17 protein-coding genes are annotated in these 21,509 nt (G+C 71.6%); 14 read left to right on the top strand and 3 right to left on the bottom strand.

The features are described 5' to 3' along the window. Positions 1 to 467 precede the first annotated feature (467 nt). From ACWEK3_RS07155 to ACWEK3_RS07130, 6 genes are all read left to right on the top strand, one after another. On the top strand, positions 468 to 881 hold the full coding sequence (locus ACWEK3_RS07155) for a hypothetical protein (protein WP_450544591.1): 414 nt from the start codon (positions 468 to 470) through the stop codon (positions 879 to 881). Beyond that, positions 878 to 1,267 carry an ATP-binding protein gene (locus tag ACWEK3_RS07150; protein WP_453249126.1) on the top strand — a complete coding sequence of 130 codons (390 nt, stop codon included), beginning with the start codon at positions 878 to 880 and terminating at the stop codon, positions 1,265 to 1,267. The genes ACWEK3_RS07155 and ACWEK3_RS07150 overlap by 4 nt, the downstream gene beginning before the upstream one ends. Further along, positions 1,267 to 2,598 carry a PP2C family protein-serine/threonine phosphatase gene (locus ACWEK3_RS07145; protein WP_453249125.1) on the top strand — a complete coding sequence of 444 codons (1,332 nt, stop codon included), beginning with the start codon at positions 1,267 to 1,269 and terminating at the stop codon, positions 2,596 to 2,598. Before ACWEK3_RS07150 ends, ACWEK3_RS07145 begins: the two co-directional genes overlap by 1 nt. A gap of 185 nt (positions 2,599 to 2,783) precedes the next feature. Next, on the top strand, positions 2,784 to 3,800 hold the full coding sequence (locus ACWEK3_RS07140) for an MASE1 domain-containing protein (RefSeq protein WP_453249124.1): 1,017 nt from the start codon (positions 2,784 to 2,786) through the stop codon (positions 3,798 to 3,800). Positions 3,801 to 4,340: 540 nt separating this feature from the next. Further along, a complete protein-coding gene (gene abc-f / locus ACWEK3_RS07135) occupies positions 4,341 to 5,975 on the top strand; it encodes a ribosomal protection-like ABC-F family protein (RefSeq protein ID WP_453249123.1) in 1,635 nt (544 codons plus the stop codon). Between the two features lie 81 nt (positions 5,976 to 6,056). Further along, positions 6,057 to 7,760 carry an ABC-F family ATP-binding cassette domain-containing protein gene (locus ACWEK3_RS07130; RefSeq protein ID WP_453249122.1) on the top strand — a complete coding sequence of 568 codons (1,704 nt, stop codon included), beginning with the start codon at positions 6,057 to 6,059 and terminating at the stop codon, positions 7,758 to 7,760. Between the two features lie 115 nt (positions 7,761 to 7,875). Here ACWEK3_RS07130 and ACWEK3_RS07125 read toward each other — a convergent pair whose 3' ends face one another. Beyond that, positions 7,876 to 8,439 carry a DUF1097 domain-containing protein gene (locus ACWEK3_RS07125; RefSeq protein WP_450547100.1) on the bottom strand — a complete coding sequence of 188 codons (564 nt, stop codon included), beginning with the start codon at positions 8,437 to 8,439 and terminating at the stop codon, positions 7,876 to 7,878. A gap of 1 nt (position 8,440) precedes the next feature. Then, positions 8,441 to 9,718, bottom strand: coding sequence for an amidohydrolase family protein (locus ACWEK3_RS07120; RefSeq protein WP_453249121.1), 1,278 nt, complete (start codon positions 9,716 to 9,718; stop codon positions 8,441 to 8,443). Positions 9,719 to 10,089: 371 nt separating this feature from the next. Between ACWEK3_RS07120 and ACWEK3_RS07115 the strand changes: the two genes are divergently transcribed. The 6 genes from ACWEK3_RS07115 to ACWEK3_RS07090 all read left to right on the top strand — a co-directional run bounded on the left by ACWEK3_RS07115 (position 10,090) and on the right by ACWEK3_RS07090 (position 18,770). Next, positions 10,090 to 11,646 carry a PucR family transcriptional regulator gene (locus ACWEK3_RS07115; RefSeq protein WP_453249120.1) on the top strand — a complete coding sequence of 519 codons (1,557 nt, stop codon included), beginning with the start codon at positions 10,090 to 10,092 and terminating at the stop codon, positions 11,644 to 11,646. A gap of 235 nt (positions 11,647 to 11,881) precedes the next feature. Further along, complete coding sequence (locus tag ACWEK3_RS07110) at positions 11,882 to 13,462, top strand: acyl-CoA synthetase FdrA (protein WP_453249119.1); 1,581 nt, start codon at positions 11,882 to 11,884, stop codon at positions 13,460 to 13,462. Between the two features lie 41 nt (positions 13,463 to 13,503). Further along, positions 13,504 to 14,964, top strand: a complete 1,461-nt coding sequence (locus tag ACWEK3_RS07105) for a DUF1116 domain-containing protein (RefSeq protein WP_453249118.1) — start codon at positions 13,504 to 13,506, stop codon at positions 14,962 to 14,964. Further along, complete coding sequence (locus ACWEK3_RS07100; RefSeq protein ID WP_453249117.1) at positions 14,961 to 15,797, top strand: DUF2877 domain-containing protein; 837 nt, start codon at positions 14,961 to 14,963, stop codon at positions 15,795 to 15,797. The genes ACWEK3_RS07105 and ACWEK3_RS07100 overlap by 4 nt, the downstream gene beginning before the upstream one ends. A gap of 550 nt (positions 15,798 to 16,347) precedes the next feature. Next, positions 16,348 to 18,186 (top strand): asparagine synthase (glutamine-hydrolyzing), encoded by a 1,839-nt coding sequence (gene asnB, locus ACWEK3_RS07095; protein ID WP_453249116.1) that lies wholly within the window; start codon positions 16,348 to 16,350, stop codon positions 18,184 to 18,186. Between the two features lie 311 nt (positions 18,187 to 18,497). Then, a complete protein-coding gene (locus tag ACWEK3_RS07090; protein ID WP_453249115.1) occupies positions 18,498 to 18,770 on the top strand; it encodes a hypothetical protein in 273 nt (90 codons plus the stop codon). Positions 18,771 to 18,851: 81 nt separating this feature from the next. On the opposite strand, the gene ACWEK3_RS07085 is transcribed toward ACWEK3_RS07090, so the two are convergent. Continuing rightward, a complete protein-coding gene (locus tag ACWEK3_RS07085) occupies positions 18,852 to 19,445 on the bottom strand; it encodes a dihydrofolate reductase family protein (RefSeq protein WP_453249114.1) in 594 nt (197 codons plus the stop codon). A gap of 71 nt (positions 19,446 to 19,516) precedes the next feature. Between ACWEK3_RS07085 and ACWEK3_RS07080 the strand changes: the two genes are divergently transcribed. Further along, positions 19,517 to 20,095 (top strand): TetR/AcrR family transcriptional regulator, encoded by a 579-nt coding sequence (locus ACWEK3_RS07080; protein ID WP_450540479.1) that lies wholly within the window; start codon positions 19,517 to 19,519, stop codon positions 20,093 to 20,095. 165 nt (positions 20,096 to 20,260) lie between these two features. Beyond that, positions 20,261 to 21,463, top strand: a complete 1,203-nt coding sequence (locus ACWEK3_RS07075; RefSeq protein ID WP_453249113.1) for a serpin family protein — start codon at positions 20,261 to 20,263, stop codon at positions 21,461 to 21,463. Positions 21,464 to 21,509 lie beyond the last annotated feature (46 nt).

The raw sequence follows: 21,509 nt of genomic DNA, 5'->3' as shown, positions 1-21,509 counted from the left end.
CGTTCGCGAGCCGCCGTCGCCAAGCGCCGGCCGATGCCGCGTCCTACGACGTCGGCGTCGATGCCGACTGCCCGCCCACGCGGTCCAGGGGAATGACCTCCCGCCTCCTTCGTCCGGGTGCGGCATGCCGCTTTTGGCGTAATGAGCTGGTCGGGCTCTTCGGCCGTGTCAGCCTGTGGTCTTGTTTGATCACGGTCGTGCCGGGAGGCCGGGGTGTACCGCTCGCGTGTGTGGCTGTACGAACGGATCCGCCGTGGCGGCCCGGCGGATCCTACGGTTTCGGCACGGGTTTACGACCGCGGGCAGGACCTGGTGTCGGCGGCGCACCGCAATGGCCGGATCACCGTGCCGCGAGCGAACGAGGCGCCGGCCCTGGGCGGGCGGCGGCTCGTCGCCCGGCACCTCAGGCTCACTCGCCGCTACGCCTGCCACGACATCCTGGAGATTCTCCTGGTCAAGCCCGGTGCGTGGGCCGGGCCGCCGCTCTGGCGCAGGCCTGGGCTCAGGACGGCTTCACTGCCACTCATGAGGCGTTCCGTTCGGCGGCGAAGACCAAGGTCGGTGAACATGAGGGCACCCGGGTGCTGATCGAGGCGCTGCTGTCGCACCGGCAGTTGCCGGTCGCGGCGGTCATCGGCGGCATGCAGGCTGCTCTCGGCCTCGGCTCGGTCCGCATCGACCTGGTGGCCATCGAGGCCCGCCAGTGTGACGCCGTCTGTGAGGAGACGGGCGGCAGTCCGGCCGAGGGGGCGAAGGTCGTCGTCTCGCGGCACGCCCTGCCGTTGCCGCCCGATCCGCGTCCGATTCCGGACATGAGCACGTACGACCGGCTGCTGAAGCGGGTCACCAGCACCACCTCGAAGAAGGACACGAGCGCATGAGCCCCGCGAAGACCGCCCCCACCGATAGGGACGCCGAGGCCGGCTTTGAATATCAGGTGCCGCCACGGCGGATGCCGCTGCCGGAGACGGAACCGGAGGACGCGATCATCGACCCCGACGTCCTTCCGAAGGCGGGCACTGCGATCACCGAAGCAGGGGGCTCCAAGCCGCTGTTCCAGGTCTTCACCGAGCGGGAGGAGCCCAAGGCCACCGCGGTGGCTTCCCACGCCCCCTGCGGCGCGTGGGGCAAGACCTACGTCGGCCCTCGTCGATGCGCGGCGATCGCCGACCGGCTCCGCCGGAAGAGCACGCTGATCCAGACGGGCACTGACTCCTACCGGTTGAAGACCGCCGAGAGCGAGCACCTGTTCAGCAGGCGATCGTGATGGTGGCGGGAAAGAAGGGGGAAGGGGCGGAGCGGTCGCCCCGCCCTGACCTGCTGGCGCGTCTGGACGCCGAGCTGGGCCGGATCGATGAGCAGCTGCACGCTCTGGCCGCCGCCAAGGACCGGGTTCAGGGCCTGCTGGAGGCGGTGGTGGCCATCACCAGGGAGGTGGAGCTGCCCGCGGTGCTGCACCGCATCGTGACCACCGCCATGGACCTGGTCGGTGCCCGGTACGGGGCACTGGGAGTGCTCGACGCGTCCGGCGAGTTCCTGGAGCAGTTCATCGTCGGCGGCCTGTCCGAGGAGGAACGGTCGGCCCTGGCAGAGGTGGGGTTTCCTCGCGGTCGGGGCGTGCTCGGGCACCTGATCCGCCACCCCGAACCCTTGCGGGTGGACGAGATCTCCTCCCATCCGTCCTCAGTCGGGTTTCCGCCCGGCCACCCGCCCATGCGCACCCTGCTGGGCGTCGCCGTCAGCGTCCGCGGTGACATCTACGGCGACCTCTACCTCTCCGAGCGACGCGACGGACGGCCCTTCGACGTGCACGACGAGACCATCGTCATCGCCCTTGCGCGCGCCGCCGGTATCGCGATTGACAACGTCCGGCTCTTCGAACAGGTTCGTACCGGGTCCGAGCAGTTCCAGCGGCGTCTGCTGCCGGAGCTGCCCGACGTGCGACCCTTGGACGCCGCCGCCATCTACCGGCCCGCCGCCAAACCCCACCATCTGGGCGGCGACTGGTACGACGCCATCCTGCTTCCGGACGGCGCGGTGGCGGTCGTCATCGGTGACGTGGTCGGTCACGATCTGCATGCCGCCGCCGCCATGGCCTCCACCCGCAATATGCTGCGCGCTCTGCTGTTCACCCTGCGGACTCCGCCCAGTGCGGTCCTCGCCCAGCTCGATCGCACCCTGGAGGCCATCACCGACAACCCCGTCACCACCACCAGCCTGGCGCGCATCGAACCCGAGGGGGCTGCCTGGAGGCTGCACTGGAGCTCTGCGGGCCACGTCCCGCCCTTGCTGATCGCCCCGGGGGGCCGGGCGGAATACCTGTTCATGGAGCCCGGACTACCACTGAACGTCGACGTCGGGCAGCCCCGCCCCGACCACACCCACCCCCTGCCCCCGGACACCACCGTGGTCTTCTTCACCGACGGCCTCATCGAACACCCCGACCACCCCCTCGACGAGAGCCTGGACGAACTCGCCGAACTCGCCACCACACACGCGGCCCTGCCCCTGCAGGACTTCGTGCAGGCCCTGGCCGACCACCACCCCAGCGATGCGCACGACGACATGGCCATCCTCGCCTTGCGCACCCCGCGCTGAAGCCGCCCGGACCCACTGCGGCCAAGAGGCAGATCCCTCGGGTCACACATCCCTCCGAGTGGTCACCCGAAGCAATCCCGGCAGAGCACATTGCGAAAGGTCATACAGATGAGCGGCGGTGTCGTGGATCCGGGAGGGTCAGCCAACGGTGGACGAGGGAGCAGAGCCGAGGGGAAAACTTCCCGATGACCGTTGTGAGCCGCGACAAGCTCCGGATCGGTGGCCTGACGGCCCTGCAGATCGGCGCAGTCGCCGCGCTGTACTGCGCCTCCGGCAAGCTGGGACTCTTCCAGCAGTTCATGCGCGGCCAGGTCACGCCGCTGTGGCCTCCGACCGGCATCGCCCTGGCCGGCCTGCTCCTCATCGGCCTGCGGGTCTGGCCCGGGATCGCGCTAGGCGCCCTCCTGATCGACATCCCACTGGGACCGTCAACCCCCGCCGTGCTCGCCATCACGACAGGCAACACACTCGCCCCCCTCTGCTCCTACGCACTCCTTCGCCGCAGCGGGTTCCGCACCCAGATGAACCGCCTCCAGGACGCGCTCGCACTGGTCTTCCTCGGCGCGCTCACCGGCACGCTCATCAGCGCGACCGTGGGCAGCAGCATCCTGAGCGTCGCTCACGCGCTGCCCCCCGGCGGGTTCTGGCTCACCTGGTGGATCTGGTGGACCGGCGACGCCATGGGCGTCCTGCTGGTCGCGCCGCTGCTGCTCGTCCTCCGCTCGGCGCACTGGCCGAAGGGCACACCGCCATCCCGATGGGCGGAGGCATCGCTGCTTGTCGCGGCCACCATCGGCGTCGGGCTCCTCGAAACCTTCCCCGCACCGCTGCTCTTCCTTGGCTTCCCGCTGCTGACCTGGGCAGCCTTCCGCTTCCAGCGCGCCGGAGCCACGCCCTGCGCGCTGGCCGTATCCACCTTCGCCATCCTCGCCGTCACGCACAGGGCAGGCCCGTTCGCCGGTCACACGCTGCTCACCAACATGATTTCACTGCAGGCCTTCAACGGCGCCGCCGCGCTGACCGCGCTGTTGCTCGCCGCGGCCATCACTGAGCGAAACCAGACCCAGGAAAAGATCGAAGAGGCCTGCAGGCGACTCTCCGAGATGGTGGCGAGAGCCGCACCGGACACCGGCGGCCCGCTAGCGCTTCCCAACCACCAGGGCGACGAGGGAGAGAACGGCGGACAGACCCGGGCATCGTGATCAATCAGCAATTCGCGCGAGTACTACCTGGTGGGTCGGAGCGTCGTCTCTGACACTGCCCACAGATGGGCCGCGTCCTCCTCGTCCAGTGCGTGGGGCCACACGCCGCGCCTCGAGCTGGTAGCGCAGGAGTTTGGTGCGGGTCGCGCCCGGCATCACGGCGTCGGCGGTGATCGCGCCGCCGGCCCACCGCTTGGCCGCCTCGACGTTCGAAGAGCACGTTGGCGGTCCAGCCGTACTTCTGACCGCCGCCCACCAAGCCCTGGGCGCGGGGGCCGACCGAGGTCCGGACCGGGTGATCCTTTCGTGTCTCCGGTCCAACGCAACTTGTTGTTAGACTGGTAGAGACGTTGATCGTTTGTTGAGGAGCCCAGACATGGTGGTGGACGACGACATCTCCGGGTGATATCCGGACCCGACAGGCCACCGGCCGGTGCGTGGAAGCGCCGCCGACGTGGCCTCGCTGTCGTCCCCTCTTTCCCTCTGTCTGCTGCCGGGGCAGAAGTGTCTTCCCTGCCCCCTCCCCACGAGGTCACCTCCATGTCCGACGCTTCCGTCGTCTGCTCGAACCTGTCCTTCACCTGGCCCGACGACACTCTCGTCTTCCAGGACCTGTCCTTCACCGTCGGCTCCGGCCGCACTGGCCTCGTCGCGCCCAACGGTGCCGGCAAGAGCACGCTGCTCAAGCTCATCGCCGGTGAACTGCGGCCCGGCACCGGGTCGGTCTCCGTGGCCGGCACCCTCGGCTACCTCCCGCAGAGCCTCCCCCTGACCGGCGACCTCACGGTCGCCGAGGTGCTGGACGTCGCCGCGATCATCCGGGCTATCGACGCCGTGGAGTCCGGGGACGTCGACGAAGAACACTTCACCACCATCGGCGACGACTGGGACATCGAGGAACGCACCCGCGCTCAACTCGACCGCCTCGGTCTGGCCGACCTCACCCTGGATCGCAGCCTGAGCACCCTCAGCGGCGGCCAGGTCATCTCTCTGGGTCTCGCTGCCCAGTTGCTGAAGCGGCCCGACGTGCTGCTGCTCGACGAGCCCACCAACAACCTCGACCTCGACGCCCGGCACAAGCTCTACGACGTGCTGGAGGACTTCAACGGCTGCCTGCTCCTGGTCAGCCACGACCGCGCCCTGCTCGACCGCATGGAACGCGTCGCCGAACTCGACCGCGGCGAACTGCGCTTCTACGGCGGCAACTTCACCGAGTACGAAGAGGCCGTGCGGGCCGAGCAGGAAGTCGCCGAGAAGAACGTCCGCAACGCCGAGCAGGAGCTGAAGCGGGAGAAGCGGGAGATGCAGCAGGCCCGCGAACGCGCCGAACGCCGGCAAAGCAATGCCGCCCGTAACCTGAAGAGCGCCGGTCTGCCTCGTATCTTCGCCGGCAACATGAAGCGGGGCGCGCAGGAGTCCGCGGGCCGGGCGGGCCAGATGCACGCCGGCCGGGTCAGCGAGGCGAAGGCCCGGCTGGACGAGGCCGGGCGCGCGCTGCGCGAGGAGCAGCGCATCACGCTGGACCTCCCGGACACCAATGTGCCCGCCGGACGCAACCTGTTCCTCGGCGAGCAGCTCTGCGTCAGGCTCGGCGACAAGGACGTGTTCGCCGGCCAGGGTGTCGACCTGACCATCCGGGGTCCGGAGCGCATCGCGCTGACCGGTCCCAACGGTGCCGGCAAGAGCACGCTGCTGCGTCTGCTCAACGGCGACCTGACACCACAGAGCGGCGAGATCAAGCGGGCCGACGGCCGCATCGCCTACCTCTCGCAGCGCCTCGACCTGCTGGACCTGGACCGCACGGTCGCCGAGAACTTCGCCGACTACGCCCCGGAGCGGCCGGAGGCCGAGCGGATGAACCTGCTCGCCCGCTTCCTCTTCCGGGGGCCTCGCGCCCATCTGCCCGTCGGGGTGCTCTCCGGAGGCGAGCGGCTGCGCGCCACCCTGGCCTGTGTGCTGTGTGCGGAGCCCGCTCCGCACCTGCTGCTCCTGGACGAGCCGACGAACAACCTCGATCTGGTCAGCGCAGGCCAGTTGGAGAGCGCCCTGAACTCCTACCAGGGGGCCTTCGTGGTGGTCAGCCACGACGAGCGGTTCCTGCGCGAGATCGGCGTGAACCGGTGGCTGCGGCTGGCTGACGGCGAGTTGAAGGAGACAGGGGCCCCTGAGGTGTGAGCCGCCGACGTGTCGACCTGGCCCGTGTCCGAGGCATGCCGCCCCGCGGGCCGAACACCGATCACGTTGAACGGACCCCACATGCCTCAGCCCGCTCTGCTCACCCACGACCTCGTCCACACCCTCGGCGACCGACGGCTGCTCGACGGTGTCTCCCTGACCGCCTCGCCCGGGCACCGCATCGGGCTGATCGGGGAGAACGGCGTCGGCAAGTCGACCCTGCTGCGCCTGCTGGCCGGGACGGACGAGCCCGACGCCGGCAGCGTCACGCGCCCGCCCGACCTGGGCTTTCTTCAGCAAGAGATGCCCTACGACACCGACGCGACGATCGCCGACGTACTCGACGACGCCCTGCGCGAAGCCAGGGACGACCTTGCTGAGCTGGAACGGCTCACCGAGCAGCTCGCGCGGACCGCGCAGGATGCGCCCGAGTACGCCGGCCTGCTCGACGCGTACGGCGTCCGGCTCGAACAGGCCCAGGAACGGGAGGCCTGGGACGCCGACCGGCGTGCCGCGCTCGTGCTCGACGGCCTCGGCCTCGGCGCCTTCGGACATGACCGGACGCTCGGGTCGCTGTCCGGCGGGCAGCGCGGCCGGCTCGCGCTGGCCGGGCTGCTGGTCCGGCGGCCCTCCGCGCTGCTGCTGGACGAACCCACCAACCATCTCGACGACGGTGCCGCCGCCTTCGTCGAGGACCAGGTACGCACCCTGCCCGGGGTCGTTGTGGTGGCCAGCCACGACCGGGCCTTTCTGGACGCCGTGTGCACGGACTTGATCGACCTCGACCCGGCGATGGACGGTCCGGTCCGCTATGGCGGCAACTACAGCGCCTACCTGGCCGAGAAGCGTGCCGAGCGGGACCGCTGGGAGCGACGCTGGGCCGAGGAACAGGAGGAACTGGCCGCGCTGCGGGTCTCCGCTCAGGTCACCGCGCACCGCGTCGCACCGGACCGGGGACCGCGCGACAACGAGAAGATGGGCTACGGCCACCGTGCGGGCCGGGTCCAGAGCCAGATCTCCCGGCGGGTGCGCAACGCCATCCGCCGCCTGGAGGAGCTGGAGCGCTCCCAGGTCGGTGAGCCACCGAAGCCGCTGCGGTTCAAGAGCACGGCGCTCGCGGCACCGGGGGCGGAGGGCGACGGTCCGCTGGTGTCCCTGGACGACGTACGGGTACCTGGCCGGCTTGCACGGGTGAGTGCGCAGGTTTCGGCGACCGACCGTCTGCTGGTCACCGGTGGGAACGGGGCCGGGAAGTCGACTCTGCTGGCCGTGCTCGCCGGGCGGCTCGCGCCCGAGGGCGAGGTGCGGCGGCGGCGCGGACTGACCGTGGGCCTGCTCGCCCAGGACACCGTCTTCGACCGGCCGGGCCGGTCCGTCCGGGACACCTATGAGCTGGTGCTGGGAGCCGAGCGGGCCGAAGCAGTACCGCTGGGCTCGCTCGGTCTGATGCACGAAGCGGACCTGGACAAGCCCGTCGGCCGACTCTCGGTCGGACAGCGCAGGCGGCTCGCGCTGGCGCTGCTGGTGGCGCGACCGCCGCAGTTGCTGCTGCTTGACGAACCCACCAACCACCTGTCGCCGAGCCTGTGCGACGAATTGGAGGTGGCGCTGGGCACCGGCCCCGGCGCGATCGTGCTGGCCAGCCACGACCGCTGGCTGCGGGAGCGCTGGCAGGGACGGGAAATCCGGCTCGGCTCCGACCTCGAGCGCTCGGGCAGTACGGGTCACAGGCTTCGCGCCGGTGGACACCGCCAGACCGGGCAGGGGGTTGGGTTGGCCAGATAACGGTCGGAAGGGACGGCACAGTCAGGCAACGGTGAAAGCGGCCCCGGCCGCCGCGGCGGTGGAGAGGACTTCGCGGCGGACCAGGGGGAGGGCGCGGGCGATGGTGTCGAAGGCGTCAGGACCGTCTCTTCACCGGGAACGTCAGCGACATCGACAGCCATGCGTACACCGGTCCCAGCGCGTTCATGGCGATCACGGACACCCACGCCGCCCACGGGTTGCCGACGTCGTAGCCGAACCCGCCGAAGAACGTCGCGAAATAGCTGGCGAAGCCGAAGAACATGCCGGGGATCAGCGAGAACAGCTTGAGCTTGCCCGTGTACATCAGCGCGGAGTTCACGACGAGGACGCACAGCGCCCCGAACGCGTTGCGGGCGAGTTGGCCCTCGCCGAAGGCCGTGCCCTGATGGGTCTCCAATAACACGATCACCAGGGCGTACGTCGAGCCCATCGGCATGGCCAGCCACAGCCGCTTGGCGTCGGGGAGGTTCGGCCCGCCGCGCAGGAACATCCCTGCCCAGGGGATGAAGATGGCCCACGGCGGCAGATGCCATACGGTGCCACCGATGAACGCGGTCGTGGCCGCCAGCAGCGACGCCGCGATCTCGTGGGGTATCCGCTCGCGCCTCGGCGGGGCCTCGACCGACGTCGTCTGCCGGCCTGCGGTCGTCTCGGCCATGTCAGGCCCTCCGACGGGTCACGAGGGAGCTGTCGAGTTCCGCGGAGAACGTCGAACGGCTCACGACACGGCCCGACTTGACCACCGCGGTACGGACGGGCCGCTCCAGGAGCACCGAGTCGTAGTCGTCCGTGTCGAGCACGACGAGGTCCGCGACCGCGCCCTCGCGTACCCCGTAGTCCGCCTCCGGGAGCCCGATCACCCGCGCGGCGTCGTACGTCACCATGCGCAGCACCCGGCGCAGGTCCGCCGGGCCCGACAGATGCCCGAGCCGGGCCAGCAGCAGCGCCGCCTCCAGGACGTCACCGGTTCCGTACGGGGTGAACGCGTTGCGGATGTTGTTGGTGGCGCACGCCGTGAGCACGCCCGCCTCCCACAGTTCCCGCACCGGGGCGATGCCACGGCGTACCGCCGTGTCGTCGCCGCGCCCGCCGAGGAACAGATCCGTCGCCGGCAGTGGCACCACGGCCACACCCGCCGCGGCGAGTTCGGCCAGCACGGCGCGGCGCTCGGCGGGCGGGCGGCCGCCCAGGGAGGTGGCGTGGCCCAGGGTGACGCGCCCGGACAGGCCACGTGCGACCGTGCGGGCCGCGATGAACTCGGCCAGCGCGAACCGCTCGTCGCCGCAGTCGTCCGCGAAGTCCGCGTGGAGATCGGCGGGCACCCCGTACTCGGCGGCGAGGTCGAGCACCAGCTCCACCTGCCGGTGGCAGTCGGCGACCGACGCCTCCGAGTAGGTGCAGCCGCCGACGGCGTCGGCGCCCGCGTCCAGCGCCTTGCGCAGCAGCTTCTCCGTGCCGGGCGCCCGGAAGACGCCCTCCTGCGGGAACGCGACGACCTGCAGGGTGACCAAGTCGGCCCAGGACTTCCGCAGTTCGAGCAGCACCTCGAAGCCGACAAGGCCGGCCACCGGATCGACGTCGGGGTGGGCACGGACGGTCGTGGTCCCGTTCAGGACGCACATCCGCAGCACCCGCTCGGCGCGCGCCCGCACGTCGTCACGGGTGAAGCCGGCCTTGAGTTCGGCGGTGACGCGGATGGCGTCGGCGAGCGTCCCGGTGGGATTGGGCCGCACGGAGTCGAGCAGCGCCTTGTCGGGGTGCAGATGCGCCTCGATGAGCCCCGGGATCACCACCCGTCCCGCGCAGTCGAGCACCTCGGCGCGGCCGGGCGGCTGAAGGTCCTGGCCGATGGTCTCGATGCGTCCGTCCCGGATCCGGATGTCTGCCGGGTCCGGGGAGTCCTCGACGCGTGCGTGACGCAGCAGCAGAGCGCTCACGAGGGGTTCTCCTCACGTGGTCGTGGCGGTTGGGGACCGTACGTGCGGGGAGTGCGGGGGCGGTGCTTGCGGCGGGTCAGGTCAGGTGCCGGCGGGGAAGTCCGCTTTGCGGATCATGCTGGCCGCCGCGCGGCGACGGGGCACGGGCCGGGCTTGGAGGAGGTAAGGGTCCAGGAGTCACACCAGGACGATAGGAACACCGGCGCCGAGGGTCATTGGCGGCGATCGCCAGTGTGGACGCGGGCGCGTTGACGCTCGCTGACAGTGTCCGTGGGCATGACGACAGAAGCCGTCGGCGGCTGCCGCGAATTGTATACACACTCGCGTCCTGGCCGTTTACAGCGGCAGGGCGGCCGCTCATAGTGAGCTGCGTGGCCTCAGTCCGCGCCGCCTCGGCGCTGCCCGCCCGCACCCCTGCCGGAGTCCTGACCGTGGCAGGGGCGCTGGAACTGCCCGCTCTCGCGGGCGCCCGCCTGGCGGCCGGCCGGGCCGGCGCCGGGCGCGCGATCAGGGTCGCCAACATCATGGAAGTGCCGGACATCATCCGCTGGATGCGCGGTGGCGAGTTTCTGCTCACCACCGCCTACGCGGTGCGCGACGACGAACAGGCGCTGGCGGACCTCGTTCCCGAACTGGCCGCCCGCGGCCTCGCCGCCCTCGGCGTGAAGGTCGGCCCGTATCTGCCGCGGCTGCCCGCCCGGCTGCTGCGCCGTGCCGACGAACTTGCCTTCCCCGTGGTCGAGTTGCCCGGGTGCGTGATGCTCAACGACATTCTCTCCGAAGTCATCGGCACCGTCGTCAACCGCCAGGCCCTCAGCCTCGAACGGTCCCAGGCACTGCGGGACCGGCTCGCGCGGGCCGTCCTCGACGGCGGTTCCTACCGTGAACTCGTCGCTCTGCTCGCGGGCGAGACCGACTGCACCGCCGCCATCCGCGGCGCCGACGGGACGATCCTCGCGGCGGTCGGTGACGTACCGCAGCACGCCGTGGCGCCTCTCACCCGGCCCATCACGGTCGGCCACCGGCCCAGCGGTGACGTTGCCCTGTGGACGGCGGACGGCCAGGAACCCGACCCGGAGCAGGCCACCGCCGTGGAGCACGTGGCGAGTCTCGCGGCCATGCTCGCCGTGCAGGAGCGGGTGCTGGCCGAACGTGAACGCCGCTACCGCACCCTGCTGTCGACCGAGCTCGTCTCCCACCCGCCGCGCGACCGCGCCGAGTCGGCGCGCCGGGCAGCGGCCCTCGGCTGGGACCTGGAACGCCCCCGCGCCGCCGTCGTCGTGGAGACCGCGTCGGCCGCCGAGGGCGGCGGCGCCCGCCTCACCGAGGACCGGCTGCTCGCCGCGGCCCGCACCGCCCTCGGCGCGGACACCCCGGCCTGGGGAACCCCTGGCGGCCTCACCCTGCTGGTGGCCCCGGGTGAGCCGGACCGCACCGCGCTGCGCCGCGCCGTCGCCGCCGCCTGCCCGGGGCGGATCGTGGCCGTCGCCGCGGGCACCGTCCGCGACGACTTCGCCGATCTGCACCTCAGCCACAGCGAGGCCCTGTCCGCGCTCGCCCTCGGCCGCGAACTCGACGGCCTCGCACGGTCGTTCGTCCGCCTCCACGAGGAGAGCGGCGTCTACCGGCTGCTCGACCAGTTGCCCGCGCCGGAACTCCAGGCCCTGGTCGAGGAGACGCTCGGCCCGTTGCTGCGCTACGACGCCGGGAACGACGGCAGCCTCGTGCACAGCCTCGCCGTGTACCTGCGGCACGACCGCAACGGCGTGGAGGCCGCCGAGGAACTCCACATCCACTACAACACGCTGCGCTACCGCCTCAAGCAGATCGAACGGCTCACCGGCACCCCGGACAAGGACCCGATGCGCCGCCTGCAGACGGAACTGGCCGTGCACGCACACCGGTTGCTCAGCGCGCGCGCACGCTGACCGGCGCCGCGACGGCCGCCCGCAAGGCACGCCATCGCGGCAGCCAGAACAGCAGACACAGCAGCACCGGTCAGCGGCAGGACGTGCCACAGGCGGCCGCCGAGACCGAACGAGAGCAGCACATCAAGGCGAGCCGCGTACGCAGGCACTGTCAGCTGCTGCCGGTGATCGGCGCCCTCCCGCTGGCACCGGTCGCCGAAGACAGCACCCCCGGGGGCGGCCGTACGGTCGACTCATGGAGCCGACCCCGAGCGCAACCGCCGCCCGAACCGCCCCCAAGTCCGCCGCGTCGACCGCGACGCACACGACCAACTCCGTACGCCGCGACGCCTATGCCGACTCCGTCGCCCTGATGCGTGCCGCTCAGCACCTCACCGGCCTGGCCGGCATCGACGCCGCCAGCCTCGTCATGGCGACCGAGCCCAATCTCCGGCTGCTCGCCGATGCCGGGCTGCTCACCGACGAAGGCCGCGCCGCCCGCCCCGCAGATCTCGTCGTCGCCCTGCGCGGCACCGTCGAAGCCGTCGAGCACGCCCTCGACGAGGTGCCCGCACTCCTCGATCAGCCGGCCCAGGACGCGCAACCCGGGTTAGGGGTGGGGGAGATGGTGCCGCGTGCGCTGGTCGAGGCGGACCCCGCGACCAGCCTCGCCCTGATCTCCACCCCCGGGCCGTACGCCGCCGCCGAGGCACTCAAGGCGCTGCGGCTCGGCATGCACGCCTTCGTCTTCAGCGACAACGTGCCGCTCGCCCAGGAGATCCGGATCAAGCAGGAGGCCCACCGGCAGGGACTGCTCGCCATGGGACCCGACTGCGGCACCTCGCTCCTCGACGGGATTCCGCTCGGCTTCACCAATGCCCTGCGCCCCGGCCGCATCGGTCTGATCGGCGCCTCCGGCACGGGACTTCAACAGGTGTCGTGCCTCCTGGACGCCGCCGGCGAAGGCGTCCGGCAGATGATCGGGACCGGCGGGCGCGACCTGAGCGCCGAGGTCGGCGCGCGCACCACCCTCGACGCACTCGACCTGCTCGACGCCGATCCCGGCTGCGCTCTGATCGTCCTGGTCTCCAAACCGCCCGCGCCGGACGTCGCCGAACGCGTCCTGGCCCGCGCCGCACGCGCGGATAAGCCCGTCGTCGCCGCGTTCCTCGGCCCCGACCGGGCGGCCTCCCGCGGCCGGGTCACCGTCGTCGGCACCCTGCGGGACGCGGCCCGCGCCGTGCTGACCGCCCTCGGCGCCACCCCGCCGCCCGCCTGGACGCCGCCCTCGGTGAGCCCGGGCCGAGGCCGCCACCTGCGCGCCCTGTACGCGGGCGGCACCTTCGCGTACGAGGCACGGCAGTTGCTGCCCGACGCGGTCACCGCAGTCCGGCCCTTCGCTCCGGGCGGCGAAATCTCCCTGCTGGCACGGCACTTGGTGCTCGACCTCGGCGACGACGCCTACACCGCCGGCCGCCCGCACCCGATGATCGACCCGACGGTCCGCGCCGCCCACCTGCGCGCCGCGCTGCACGACCCGAACACCGCCGCAGTCGTCCTCGACGTGGTCCTCGGCCACGGCGCGGGCCCCGACCCGGCCGCCGCCCTCGCCGCCGAACTGGACCGGGTCCCGGCGTCCGAACGGCCCCCCGTGCTCGCGTTCGTCGTCGGCACCGAGCGCGACCCGCAGGGCACCGCCACCCAGCGGAGCCGCCTCACGCAGGCGGGCGCCCACCTCGCGCCGACCAGTACGGACGCGGCCGAATGGGCCGTGGCCCTGATCGGCTCGGCGGCACACGGCCCCGTAGGGACACGGGACTTGACGTCGACCGGATGACCCACCGCCCGTTTCGGCAAGACCACGTCAGGAGACCCCACGTGAACGCTCCCACCACGCCCGCCCTGCTCGGCGCGGGCGACACCCCGGCCCGGATCGCCGCCGTCGGCGTCGCCGACTTCGCCGACGTCCCGCGCACCGCGGGCGCCCGGGTCGACGGCCTCGACTGGCGTCCCCCGGCCGGCGGCGACCCGGACGCCGGCTGGAACCTCGCCGAGCTCACCGCCCACCCGCTCGTCGAGGAGGCCAACCGCACCGCCGTGGCACGCCTGCTGGCCGCCCGGCCGCTGTGGCGCGACGTCCGCCCGGCCCGCGAGGTACTGCCCGTCCTCGACGACCGCGCCACCGGCGAACGTGTCCTGCTGCACGCCGGACCCCCCATCGGCTGGTCCGACATGTGCGGGCCGATGCGCGCCGGCGTGATCGGCGCCGCCTTACTGGAAGGCTGGGCCGACACCCCGGAGAAGGCCGAACTCCTCGCGGACTCCGGTGCGTTGCGCTTCGAGCCGTGTCACCACCACGAGGCCGTCGGGCCGATGGGCGGCATCACGTCCCCGTCCATGCCGGTGCTCGTCGTCGAGGACCCGGCCACCGGGCGCCGCGCGTACGCCAACCTCAACGAAGGCGCCGGACGCTGTCTGCGCTACGGCGCCCTCGGCGACGACGTCATGGAGCGGCTGCGCTGGATGACCGACGTGCTCGCCCCCACCCTGGACACCGTCCTGGGCACCCTGCCCGAGGGGGTCGACCTGCGCGCGATCACCGCACAGGCCCTCCAGATGGGCGACGAGTGCCACAGCCGCAACACGGCCGCGTCCGCGCTGCTCCTGCGGGAGATCGCCGCCCCGCTGTCCCGGACGGAGCACGGCCCGGACGTCCTGGAGTTCCTCGCCGCGAACCATTACTGGTTCCTGAACTTCTCCATGGCCGCCTCCAAGCTCGCCACGTCCGCCGCGCACGGCGTGTCCCACTCCACCCTCGTCACCACGTTCGCCCGCAACGGCGTCGAGGTCGGCATCCGTGTCAGCGGCCTCGGCGACGCCTGGTTCACCGCGCCCGCCGCCCGCATCGAGGGGCTCTACTTCGCCGGATACGGGCCCGAGGACGCCAACCCCGACATCGGCGACAGCGCCATCACCGAGACCAACGGCCTCGGCGGCTTCTCGCTCGCCGCCGCCCCCGCGATCACCGGGTTCGTCGGCGGCACCGTCGACCAGGCGCTGCGCACCAGCCGCGACATGGCCCGCATCACCCTCGCCCGGCACGAGGCGTACCGGCTGCCCGCGCTCGGCGGTCTCGGTTCGCCCGTGGGGATCGACCTGCGTGCCGTCGTCGACACCGGCATCGAACCCGTCGTCACCACCGGCATCGCCCACCGCGAACCGGGCATCGGGCAGATCGGTGCCGGACTCGTGCACGCCCCGATGGAGTGCTTCGTCAAGGCGCTCGCCGCCTTCCCCGTACCGCGGGACGAGGAGCCGGAGGACACCCGGACGCCATGAGCCCGACCACCCTGCCGGGCCTGGTCAGCGAACTGGCCCGCGACGTCCTGGCGGGCCCCGCCCGTCCCGCCCGCGTCATCGCCGTCGCCCGGCAGGCGCTGTATCTGCTCCCGCACGGACAGCGGGAACCGCTCGCCCTGGTGGTGCCCGGTGCCGTGCGGGTGCCGGCCGCCGTCGTCCTGCCGCGCGCCGCGGGGGAACGGCCCTTCCACGGGCTGACCCCCGGCCGTACGGGACGCGTCGGGGCCGGCCGGATCGCGATCGGATCCCTGTGCCTGACCGCGGGGGAGTTCTGGGCGCCGCCCCGCGCCCAGGACACCCCACCCGGCCCGGTCCTCGACCGGCTCGCGACGCTCCGCCCGCCCCGGCCGCTGCCGGCCGAGGTCCGCCCCGCCGCCCGTGCCCTCGTGCGCATGCTCGCGCACGGCGGCACCGTGGCCCGGCGGCGCGCGGCCCACGCCCTGCTCGGCCTCGGCCCCGGCGCGACCCCCTCCGGGGACGACTTTCTGTGCGGGCTGCTGCTCGCCGCCCAGGTGCAGCCGCGGCCGCCGGACTGGCTCGCGGCACTCGCACACGTCGCGGCAGAGACGGACGCGCTGACGCCGCCGGTCTCCGCGGCCCTTCTCCGGCATGCCGCCGAAGGCCTGTGCATCCCCCAGGTCGCGGTGCTGCTGCGGTCCGCCGCGACCGGCAGCGACTCGTCCGGCCCGGTCACCGCCCTGCTTGCCGTCGGCCACAGTTCGGGGTGCGACCTGCTGCACGGCCTGTGCGCGGGAGCGCGCCTGGCGACGCGCGCCCGCGACGGGGTCGGGCCGGGGTCCACACCGTCGTGATGTTCAGGACCCCTTGATGCCGTGGTCCGACGGCTCGCGCCCGTACCGGGAGGGCTTGGCGCCGCCCGAGGGGCCCGCGGCCGATGCCGCTCAACGCCCGCACCGAACGGTTCATGATCCAAACGAAAGACCCTGGCCCTCCTCCGCCTTCGCATCCTCCTGCGGTGACCGCCACGCGGCGCGACCACCGATTTCGGGGCAGAGCCATTCGCTGGACAGTCACTCCACCCGAAAGGAGGCGAAAGCCACTGGGCCGGACAGGCGGCGCGCGATCTTGGGTAATTCTTTGCAGCGGGCCGAGAGCCGACGGCCGCGGCCCGGAACCCGGCGGTCGCGGTCAGGGCGAGGCCCGTAGGTGTGTACACGGAAGGCGAAGCCGGCTCGAACCGACGGGGCGGACGGCGCCGACGTGGGTGCGGACGGGCCGACCGTATTCCGCACCTGACACACGCTCGTCCCATAGCTGAATACAAACTGGTTCGCCGGGACTGGCTGCGAGAAGCCGCAGGTGAGCGGGCTCGACCCGGAGGCCGGACGCGGGAGGTAACACATGTGCGGAATCACCGGCTGGGTGTCCTTCGACCGTGATCTGCGGTCCGAGAGCGCGACCTTGGACGCGATGACCGAGACCATGTCCTGCCGGGGTCCTGACGACCGCGGCACCTGGGCCGAGGGTCCCGTGGCCCTCGGCCACCGCAGGCTCGCGATCATCGACCTTCCCGGCGGGCGGCAGCCGATGAGCGTCCGGACACCCGAGGGCACCGTCGTGCTCGTCTACTCGGGCGAGACCTACAACTTCACCGAACTGCGCCGCGAGCTGACCGGTCTGGGCCACCGCTTCACGACCGACTCGGACACCGAGGTGGTCCTGCACGCCTACCTCGAATGGGAGGAGGGGCTCGCCAGGCGACTCAACGGCATGTTCGCCTTCGCGGTGTGGGACGGCCGCCACAACCGGCTCGTGATGGTCCGCGACCGTATGGGGATCAAGCCGTTCTACTACTACCCGACCTCCGACGGCGTGCTGTTCGGCTCCGAGCCCAAGGCCATCCTCGCCAATCCGCTGGCCCCCGCCCGGGTCCGCCTCGACGGACTGCGGGAAATGTTCGCGATGGTCAAGACGCCCGGACACGCCGTATGGGACGGCATGCGCGAACTGGAGCCCGGCACCGTCGTCACCGTCGACCGGCAGGGGATGCGCCGACGCGTCTACTGGCAACTTCAGACCCGTCCGCACACCGACGACCGCGCCACCACCATCGCCACCGTACGCTCACTGCTCGACGACATCGTCCGCCGCCAGCTCGTCGCCGACGTCCCCCGCTGCATGCTGCTGTCGGGAGGCTTGGACTCCTCCGCGCTGACCGCCCTGGCCGCCCGCCAACTGGCCGAGCACGGCGAGAAGGTGCGCAGCTTCGCCGTGGACTTCGTGGGACACGCCGACGACTTCGTCGCCGACGAGCTGCGCGCCACACCCGACAGCCCGTACGTGCACGACGTCGCCCAAGCCTCCGGCACCGAGCACCAGGACATCGTCCTCGACGCGCAGGCCCTCGCCGACCTCGACGTACGGGCGGATACGATCCGGGCGCGCGACCTGCCCGTGGGTATCGGCGATTTGGACTCCTCGCTCTACCTGCTCCTCCGGGCGATCCGCGAGCACTCCACGGTCGCGCTGTCCGGCGAGTCGGCCGACGAGGTCTTCGGCGGCTACCTCCAGTTCTTCGACGAGGAGGCCCGGCGCGCCGACACCTTCCCATGGATGGCCCAGGCCCAGCGCTTCGGCAGCGACTCAGGCGTCCTGAGCCCCGCTCTCACCAAAGCCCTGGACCTGAAGACGTACATCGCCGACAGCTACGGCACCGCCGTCTCGGACATCCGCCGCCTCGACGGGGAGAGCGACTTCGAGTATCGGATGCGGAAGATCTGCCATCTGCACCTCACCCGCTTCGTACGGGTCCTGCTGGACCGCAAGGACCGCCTGAGCATGGCGGTCGGGCTGGAGGTGCGGGTGCCGTTCTGCGACCACAGGCTGGTCGAGTACGTGTACAACGCCCCCTGGTCGCTGAAGTCGTTCGACGGGAGGGAGAAGAGCCTGCTCAGGGAGGCGACCGCCGACCTGATTCCGCGGTCCGTGTACGACAGGACCAAGAGCCCCTACCCGTCGACCCAGGACCCGAAGTACGCCGTCGCCATCCAGGAACACGTCAGGGACATCCTCGCCCGCCCGTCCCACCCGGTCTTCGACCTGCTCGACCGGGACCGGGTGCACCAAGCAGCCCACCGGGACGCCCCGCAGGTGACGCTGGCGTCGCGGCGCGGTCTCGAACGCACCGTGAACCTGGCACTGTGGCTGGACCTGTACAAGCCGGAGCTGACACTCACCTGACGCCGGGCACACCGCGGGCCGGTCCCGCCGGCGCCCACCGGCGGGACCGGCCCGCGGTGTGCCATCGGGCGCCGCCCTGGCTGATCGCGGCCGGCTGCCGTTCGCCCGTGGTCGACAGCCACCGCACCGGGATCGCTTATCTGTGTCGTTGGTACCGCCTGCGCGCCGACGGCCCGCGTGGCCCGGACGGGTGAAGACCGGCTCGGCCGCGCCGTTCGCGCTCGCCGGCGTCTTCCCTTCCGACAACGACACCTTCGCGGTGAACCTGGTGCTGGACGGCGAAGGCCCTCCGCCCGTGATTTGACGCGCAGGTGACCGCCGACCGCGCCGACGAGCAACGCCTCGCCGAGGGCTCACCACCCGCAGATCGGCGGGCTGCCGCCGTGGCCGCATGCGCCTTTGACGATCCCGTCGTCATGCGAGCCCGAGCCCGGGTGCGCCATCTCCTGCGACCAGCCGACGACGCCTACGGCACCGACGAAGTGGACCGACACGTCACCGCCTGGCTGGCAGCCCATCCGGACTTCACGCCGAAACACGACGGCCCGACCCGGGATCAGTGGGATGCCCTCATCCCGGGCTGAGGGCTTGCCCGGCACCTCACCTTCGACGCTCAGTGCCGGCAAACGTCCGCCGACACTCGTTTCTCTGGATGGGCAAGACAGTCAGCGGCGGGTGAGGCGGGTGAGGGTGACGCCGTTGGGGAAGGCGGTGCGCTCGGCGACATGGAAGACGGTGGGGTTGAAGGCGCCGTCGAAGGCCGGGATTCCGGCGCCGACGACCACCGGGTAGTTCTTGACGACCAGTTCGTCGATCTCGGGCAGGAGGGCGCCTGCGAGCTTGCCGCCGCCGCAGAGCCAGATGTCCAAGCCGGTGTCCTCCTGCCGCTTGAGTTCGCGGACGAGGGCGAGTGGGTCGCCCGGGACGACGGTGACGGCCGGGTCGGTGTCGGGCTTGAGGGTGCTGGATACGACGTACTGGCGCAGGTGCGCGTACGGATTGGTGATCCCCGCGTCGAAGGCGGGGCGGTAGGTGCCGAGGCCCATGACGACCGTGTCGAAGCGCCGGTTGGGCACGTCGGTGAGGCCCACGGCGGCGCGGTGGGCGGTCGGGACGGTCTCGGGGTACAGCGTGTTGGTCCAGGAGAAGTAGGCGGCGGTCTGCTGTTCGTCACCGGCGGGGAAGAAGTCGTACTCGCCTCCGGGGCCGGCGATGCGGCCATCGAGCGTGACACCGACGTAGTACACGAGCTTTCGCATCTCTGATGGCTCCATACGTAGTACTCTATGTGAAGTGGTTTGAACGTAGTACTACAGATGGAGTGATGTCAATGGTGAGGCGAAACGACCAGCGGCGTGCCGCCCTCGTCGACGCCGCGATCGAGGTGCTGGCCAGGGAAGGCGCGCGAGGTCTGACGTTCCGGGCGGTGGACACCGAGGCCGCCGTACCCGCTGGCACCGCGTCCAACTACTTCACCAGCCGCGACGACCTGCTCACCCAGGCCGGCGCCCGCGTGTACGAGCGGCTCCAGCCCGACGAGGCCACGATCGCCCGCCAGCAGACGGCCGGCCGCGACCGGGAGACCTACGCGGAGTTGATGCGTGAACTCGTCGGCCGCGTCGCCCGCTTCCGCACCGGCTACCTCGCGCTGCTCGAACTCCGCCTTGAGGCCACCCGCCGCCCCGAATTGCGCAAGGTCCTCACCGAGCGGGTCCGGGCCGACGTCGACGCCAACGTCGCCTACCACGAGGCCTCCGGCCTCCCCGGCGACGCCATGGCCGTCAAGCTGCTCATTCTGGCTATGAACTGGCTGATCGTCGAGCAGCTCACCCTGCCGGACGTCTTCACGGAAGCAGAGCGTGAACAACTGGTGACGGCCGCGGTCGAACGCATCGTGGCGGCGGAGTAGGCGGCGGACACGCACAGATCCCTCAACGCGTCCCGAGCCGGGCCGAGTTCTTTTTCCGAGCGCGGTGTTCATGGACACCGGTACCGTGCTCCTTGCGGGCGGCGGCGACGCTGAACTGGCGTACGACTGGGCACATTGTGAGTGCGCTGACGATGGGGGAGCGGAATGGGCGTCGCGACGGCGACGGTCCGTGCGGTGAACGGGCTGACCGCGCGGTGGGCGGCTGTCTCGGAGGACGCCACCGCGTTCTCGGCGGCGGGAGTGTGGCCGTTGCTGGCCCACCTGGCCGACGGGGCCGCGGGTGCTGCGCGGGCCGAGCTGGCGGAGGCTCTCGGGCTGCCCGCCGGGCAGGCGGCGGACGCCGCACGCGAGTTGCTTGGCGCCTTGGGTGCCATGCGGGGACTGCACACTGCCCTGGGACTGTGGACGAAGCGCACGCTGGAACTGCGGGAGGAGTGGGAGGCGGGCCTGCCGGCCGACGCCCACGGGGTGCTCACGGGGGACCTCGCGGCCGACCACCGGGCGCTGAACGCCTGGACCGTGAAGCGGACCGGCGGGCTGATCGACCGTATGCCGGTCACGCTGTCCGAGCGCACCGACATGGTGCTGGCAAGTGCGCTGGCCATGCGTACGGAGTGGCTGAGCCCCTTCCACGAGGTGGAGTTGGAGACGGCGTACGAGCCCTGGGCGACCAAGCCGCGGCTGGGCCTGCGGCGCTCCAGTGCCGTGCTGGACCGGGTCGGGTTGGCGGACACGCCCGACGGGCACGTCACCGAGCTGAAGGTGCTGGGGAGCAACGCCCTGGACGTGCACCTGCTGCTCGGTGAGGAGGGCATGACGCGGGGGCGAGTGCTGGGAGCGGGGATCGATATCCTCGCCAACCGGTGCGTGGTCCTCCCGGGGACAGGGCTGCCCTACGGGAACGTCGGACCCGGTCTGCGCGTGGACAAGGTGCGCCGCACGCGGCCCCAGCCGCCGTCGCTGGACGTGACGACCGTGGCGTATGACCTGAAGGCGAGCCACGATCTGCTGGGGCTGCACCGGTTGTTCGGACTCACGGAGGTACGGGACACCTCGCGCGGGCACTTCCCCGGCATCAGCGGCTCACCGCTCGCCATCGGGTCGGCCGAGCAGAGCACGATGGCGAAGTTCGGCGCGTTGGGTTTCGAGGCCGCCGCGGTGACGGCGTTCGCCGTGGCCGGCGGGGGCGTGCCCGACCGCCGCTACGTCACCACCAGGATCAGCGCCGACTTCGACCGGCCCTTCGGCTTCCTCGTCCTGCACCGCCACACGCGGCTCGTGCTGGCGGCGGGCTGGGTCACGGATCCGCTGCCGTCGCCCCAGTACGACTGGGACGACGAGCGGTGAACGGGGCCGCGTCCGGACAGGGAGGCGCGCGGCAAGGAGTACACCG

The sequence above is a fragment of the Streptomyces sp. NPDC004721 genome (assembly GCF_053601495.1).
The sequence above is the reverse complement of the archived record's forward strand: the minus strand, read 5'-3'. Positions and strand labels throughout refer to the sequence as shown.

What these genes read in the sequence shown, in the direction of transcription:
- ACWEK3_RS07150 (WP_453249126.1), top strand. Translation starts at nt 878, where the DNA reads ATGAGCCCCGCGAAGACCGCCCCCACCGATAGGGACGCCGAGGCCGGC.
- ACWEK3_RS07145 (WP_453249125.1), top strand. Translation starts at nt 1,267, where the DNA reads ATGGTGGCGGGAAAGAAGGGGGAAGGGGCGGAGCGGTCGCCCCGCCCT.
- ACWEK3_RS07140 (WP_453249124.1), top strand. Translation starts at nt 2,784, where the DNA reads ATGACCGTTGTGAGCCGCGACAAGCTCCGGATCGGTGGCCTGACGGCC.
- abc-f (WP_453249123.1), top strand. Translation starts at nt 4,341, where the DNA reads ATGTCCGACGCTTCCGTCGTCTGCTCGAACCTGTCCTTCACCTGGCCC.
- ACWEK3_RS07130 (WP_453249122.1), top strand. Translation starts at nt 6,057, where the DNA reads ATGCCTCAGCCCGCTCTGCTCACCCACGACCTCGTCCACACCCTCGGC.
- ACWEK3_RS07125 (WP_450547100.1), bottom strand. Translation starts at nt 8,439, where the DNA reads ATGGCCGAGACGACCGCAGGCCGGCAGACGACGTCGGTCGAGGCCCCG.
- ACWEK3_RS07110 (WP_453249119.1), top strand. Translation starts at nt 11,882, where the DNA reads ATGGAGCCGACCCCGAGCGCAACCGCCGCCCGAACCGCCCCCAAGTCC.
- ACWEK3_RS07100 (WP_453249117.1), top strand. Translation starts at nt 14,961, where the DNA reads ATGAGCCCGACCACCCTGCCGGGCCTGGTCAGCGAACTGGCCCGCGAC.
- asnB (WP_453249116.1), top strand. Translation starts at nt 16,348, where the DNA reads ATGTGCGGAATCACCGGCTGGGTGTCCTTCGACCGTGATCTGCGGTCC.
- ACWEK3_RS07085 (WP_453249114.1), bottom strand. Translation starts at nt 19,445, where the DNA reads ATGCGAAAGCTCGTGTACTACGTCGGTGTCACGCTCGATGGCCGCATC.
- ACWEK3_RS07080 (WP_450540479.1), top strand. Translation starts at nt 19,517, where the DNA reads ATGGTGAGGCGAAACGACCAGCGGCGTGCCGCCCTCGTCGACGCCGCG.
- ACWEK3_RS07075 (WP_453249113.1), top strand. Translation starts at nt 20,261, where the DNA reads ATGGGCGTCGCGACGGCGACGGTCCGTGCGGTGAACGGGCTGACCGCG.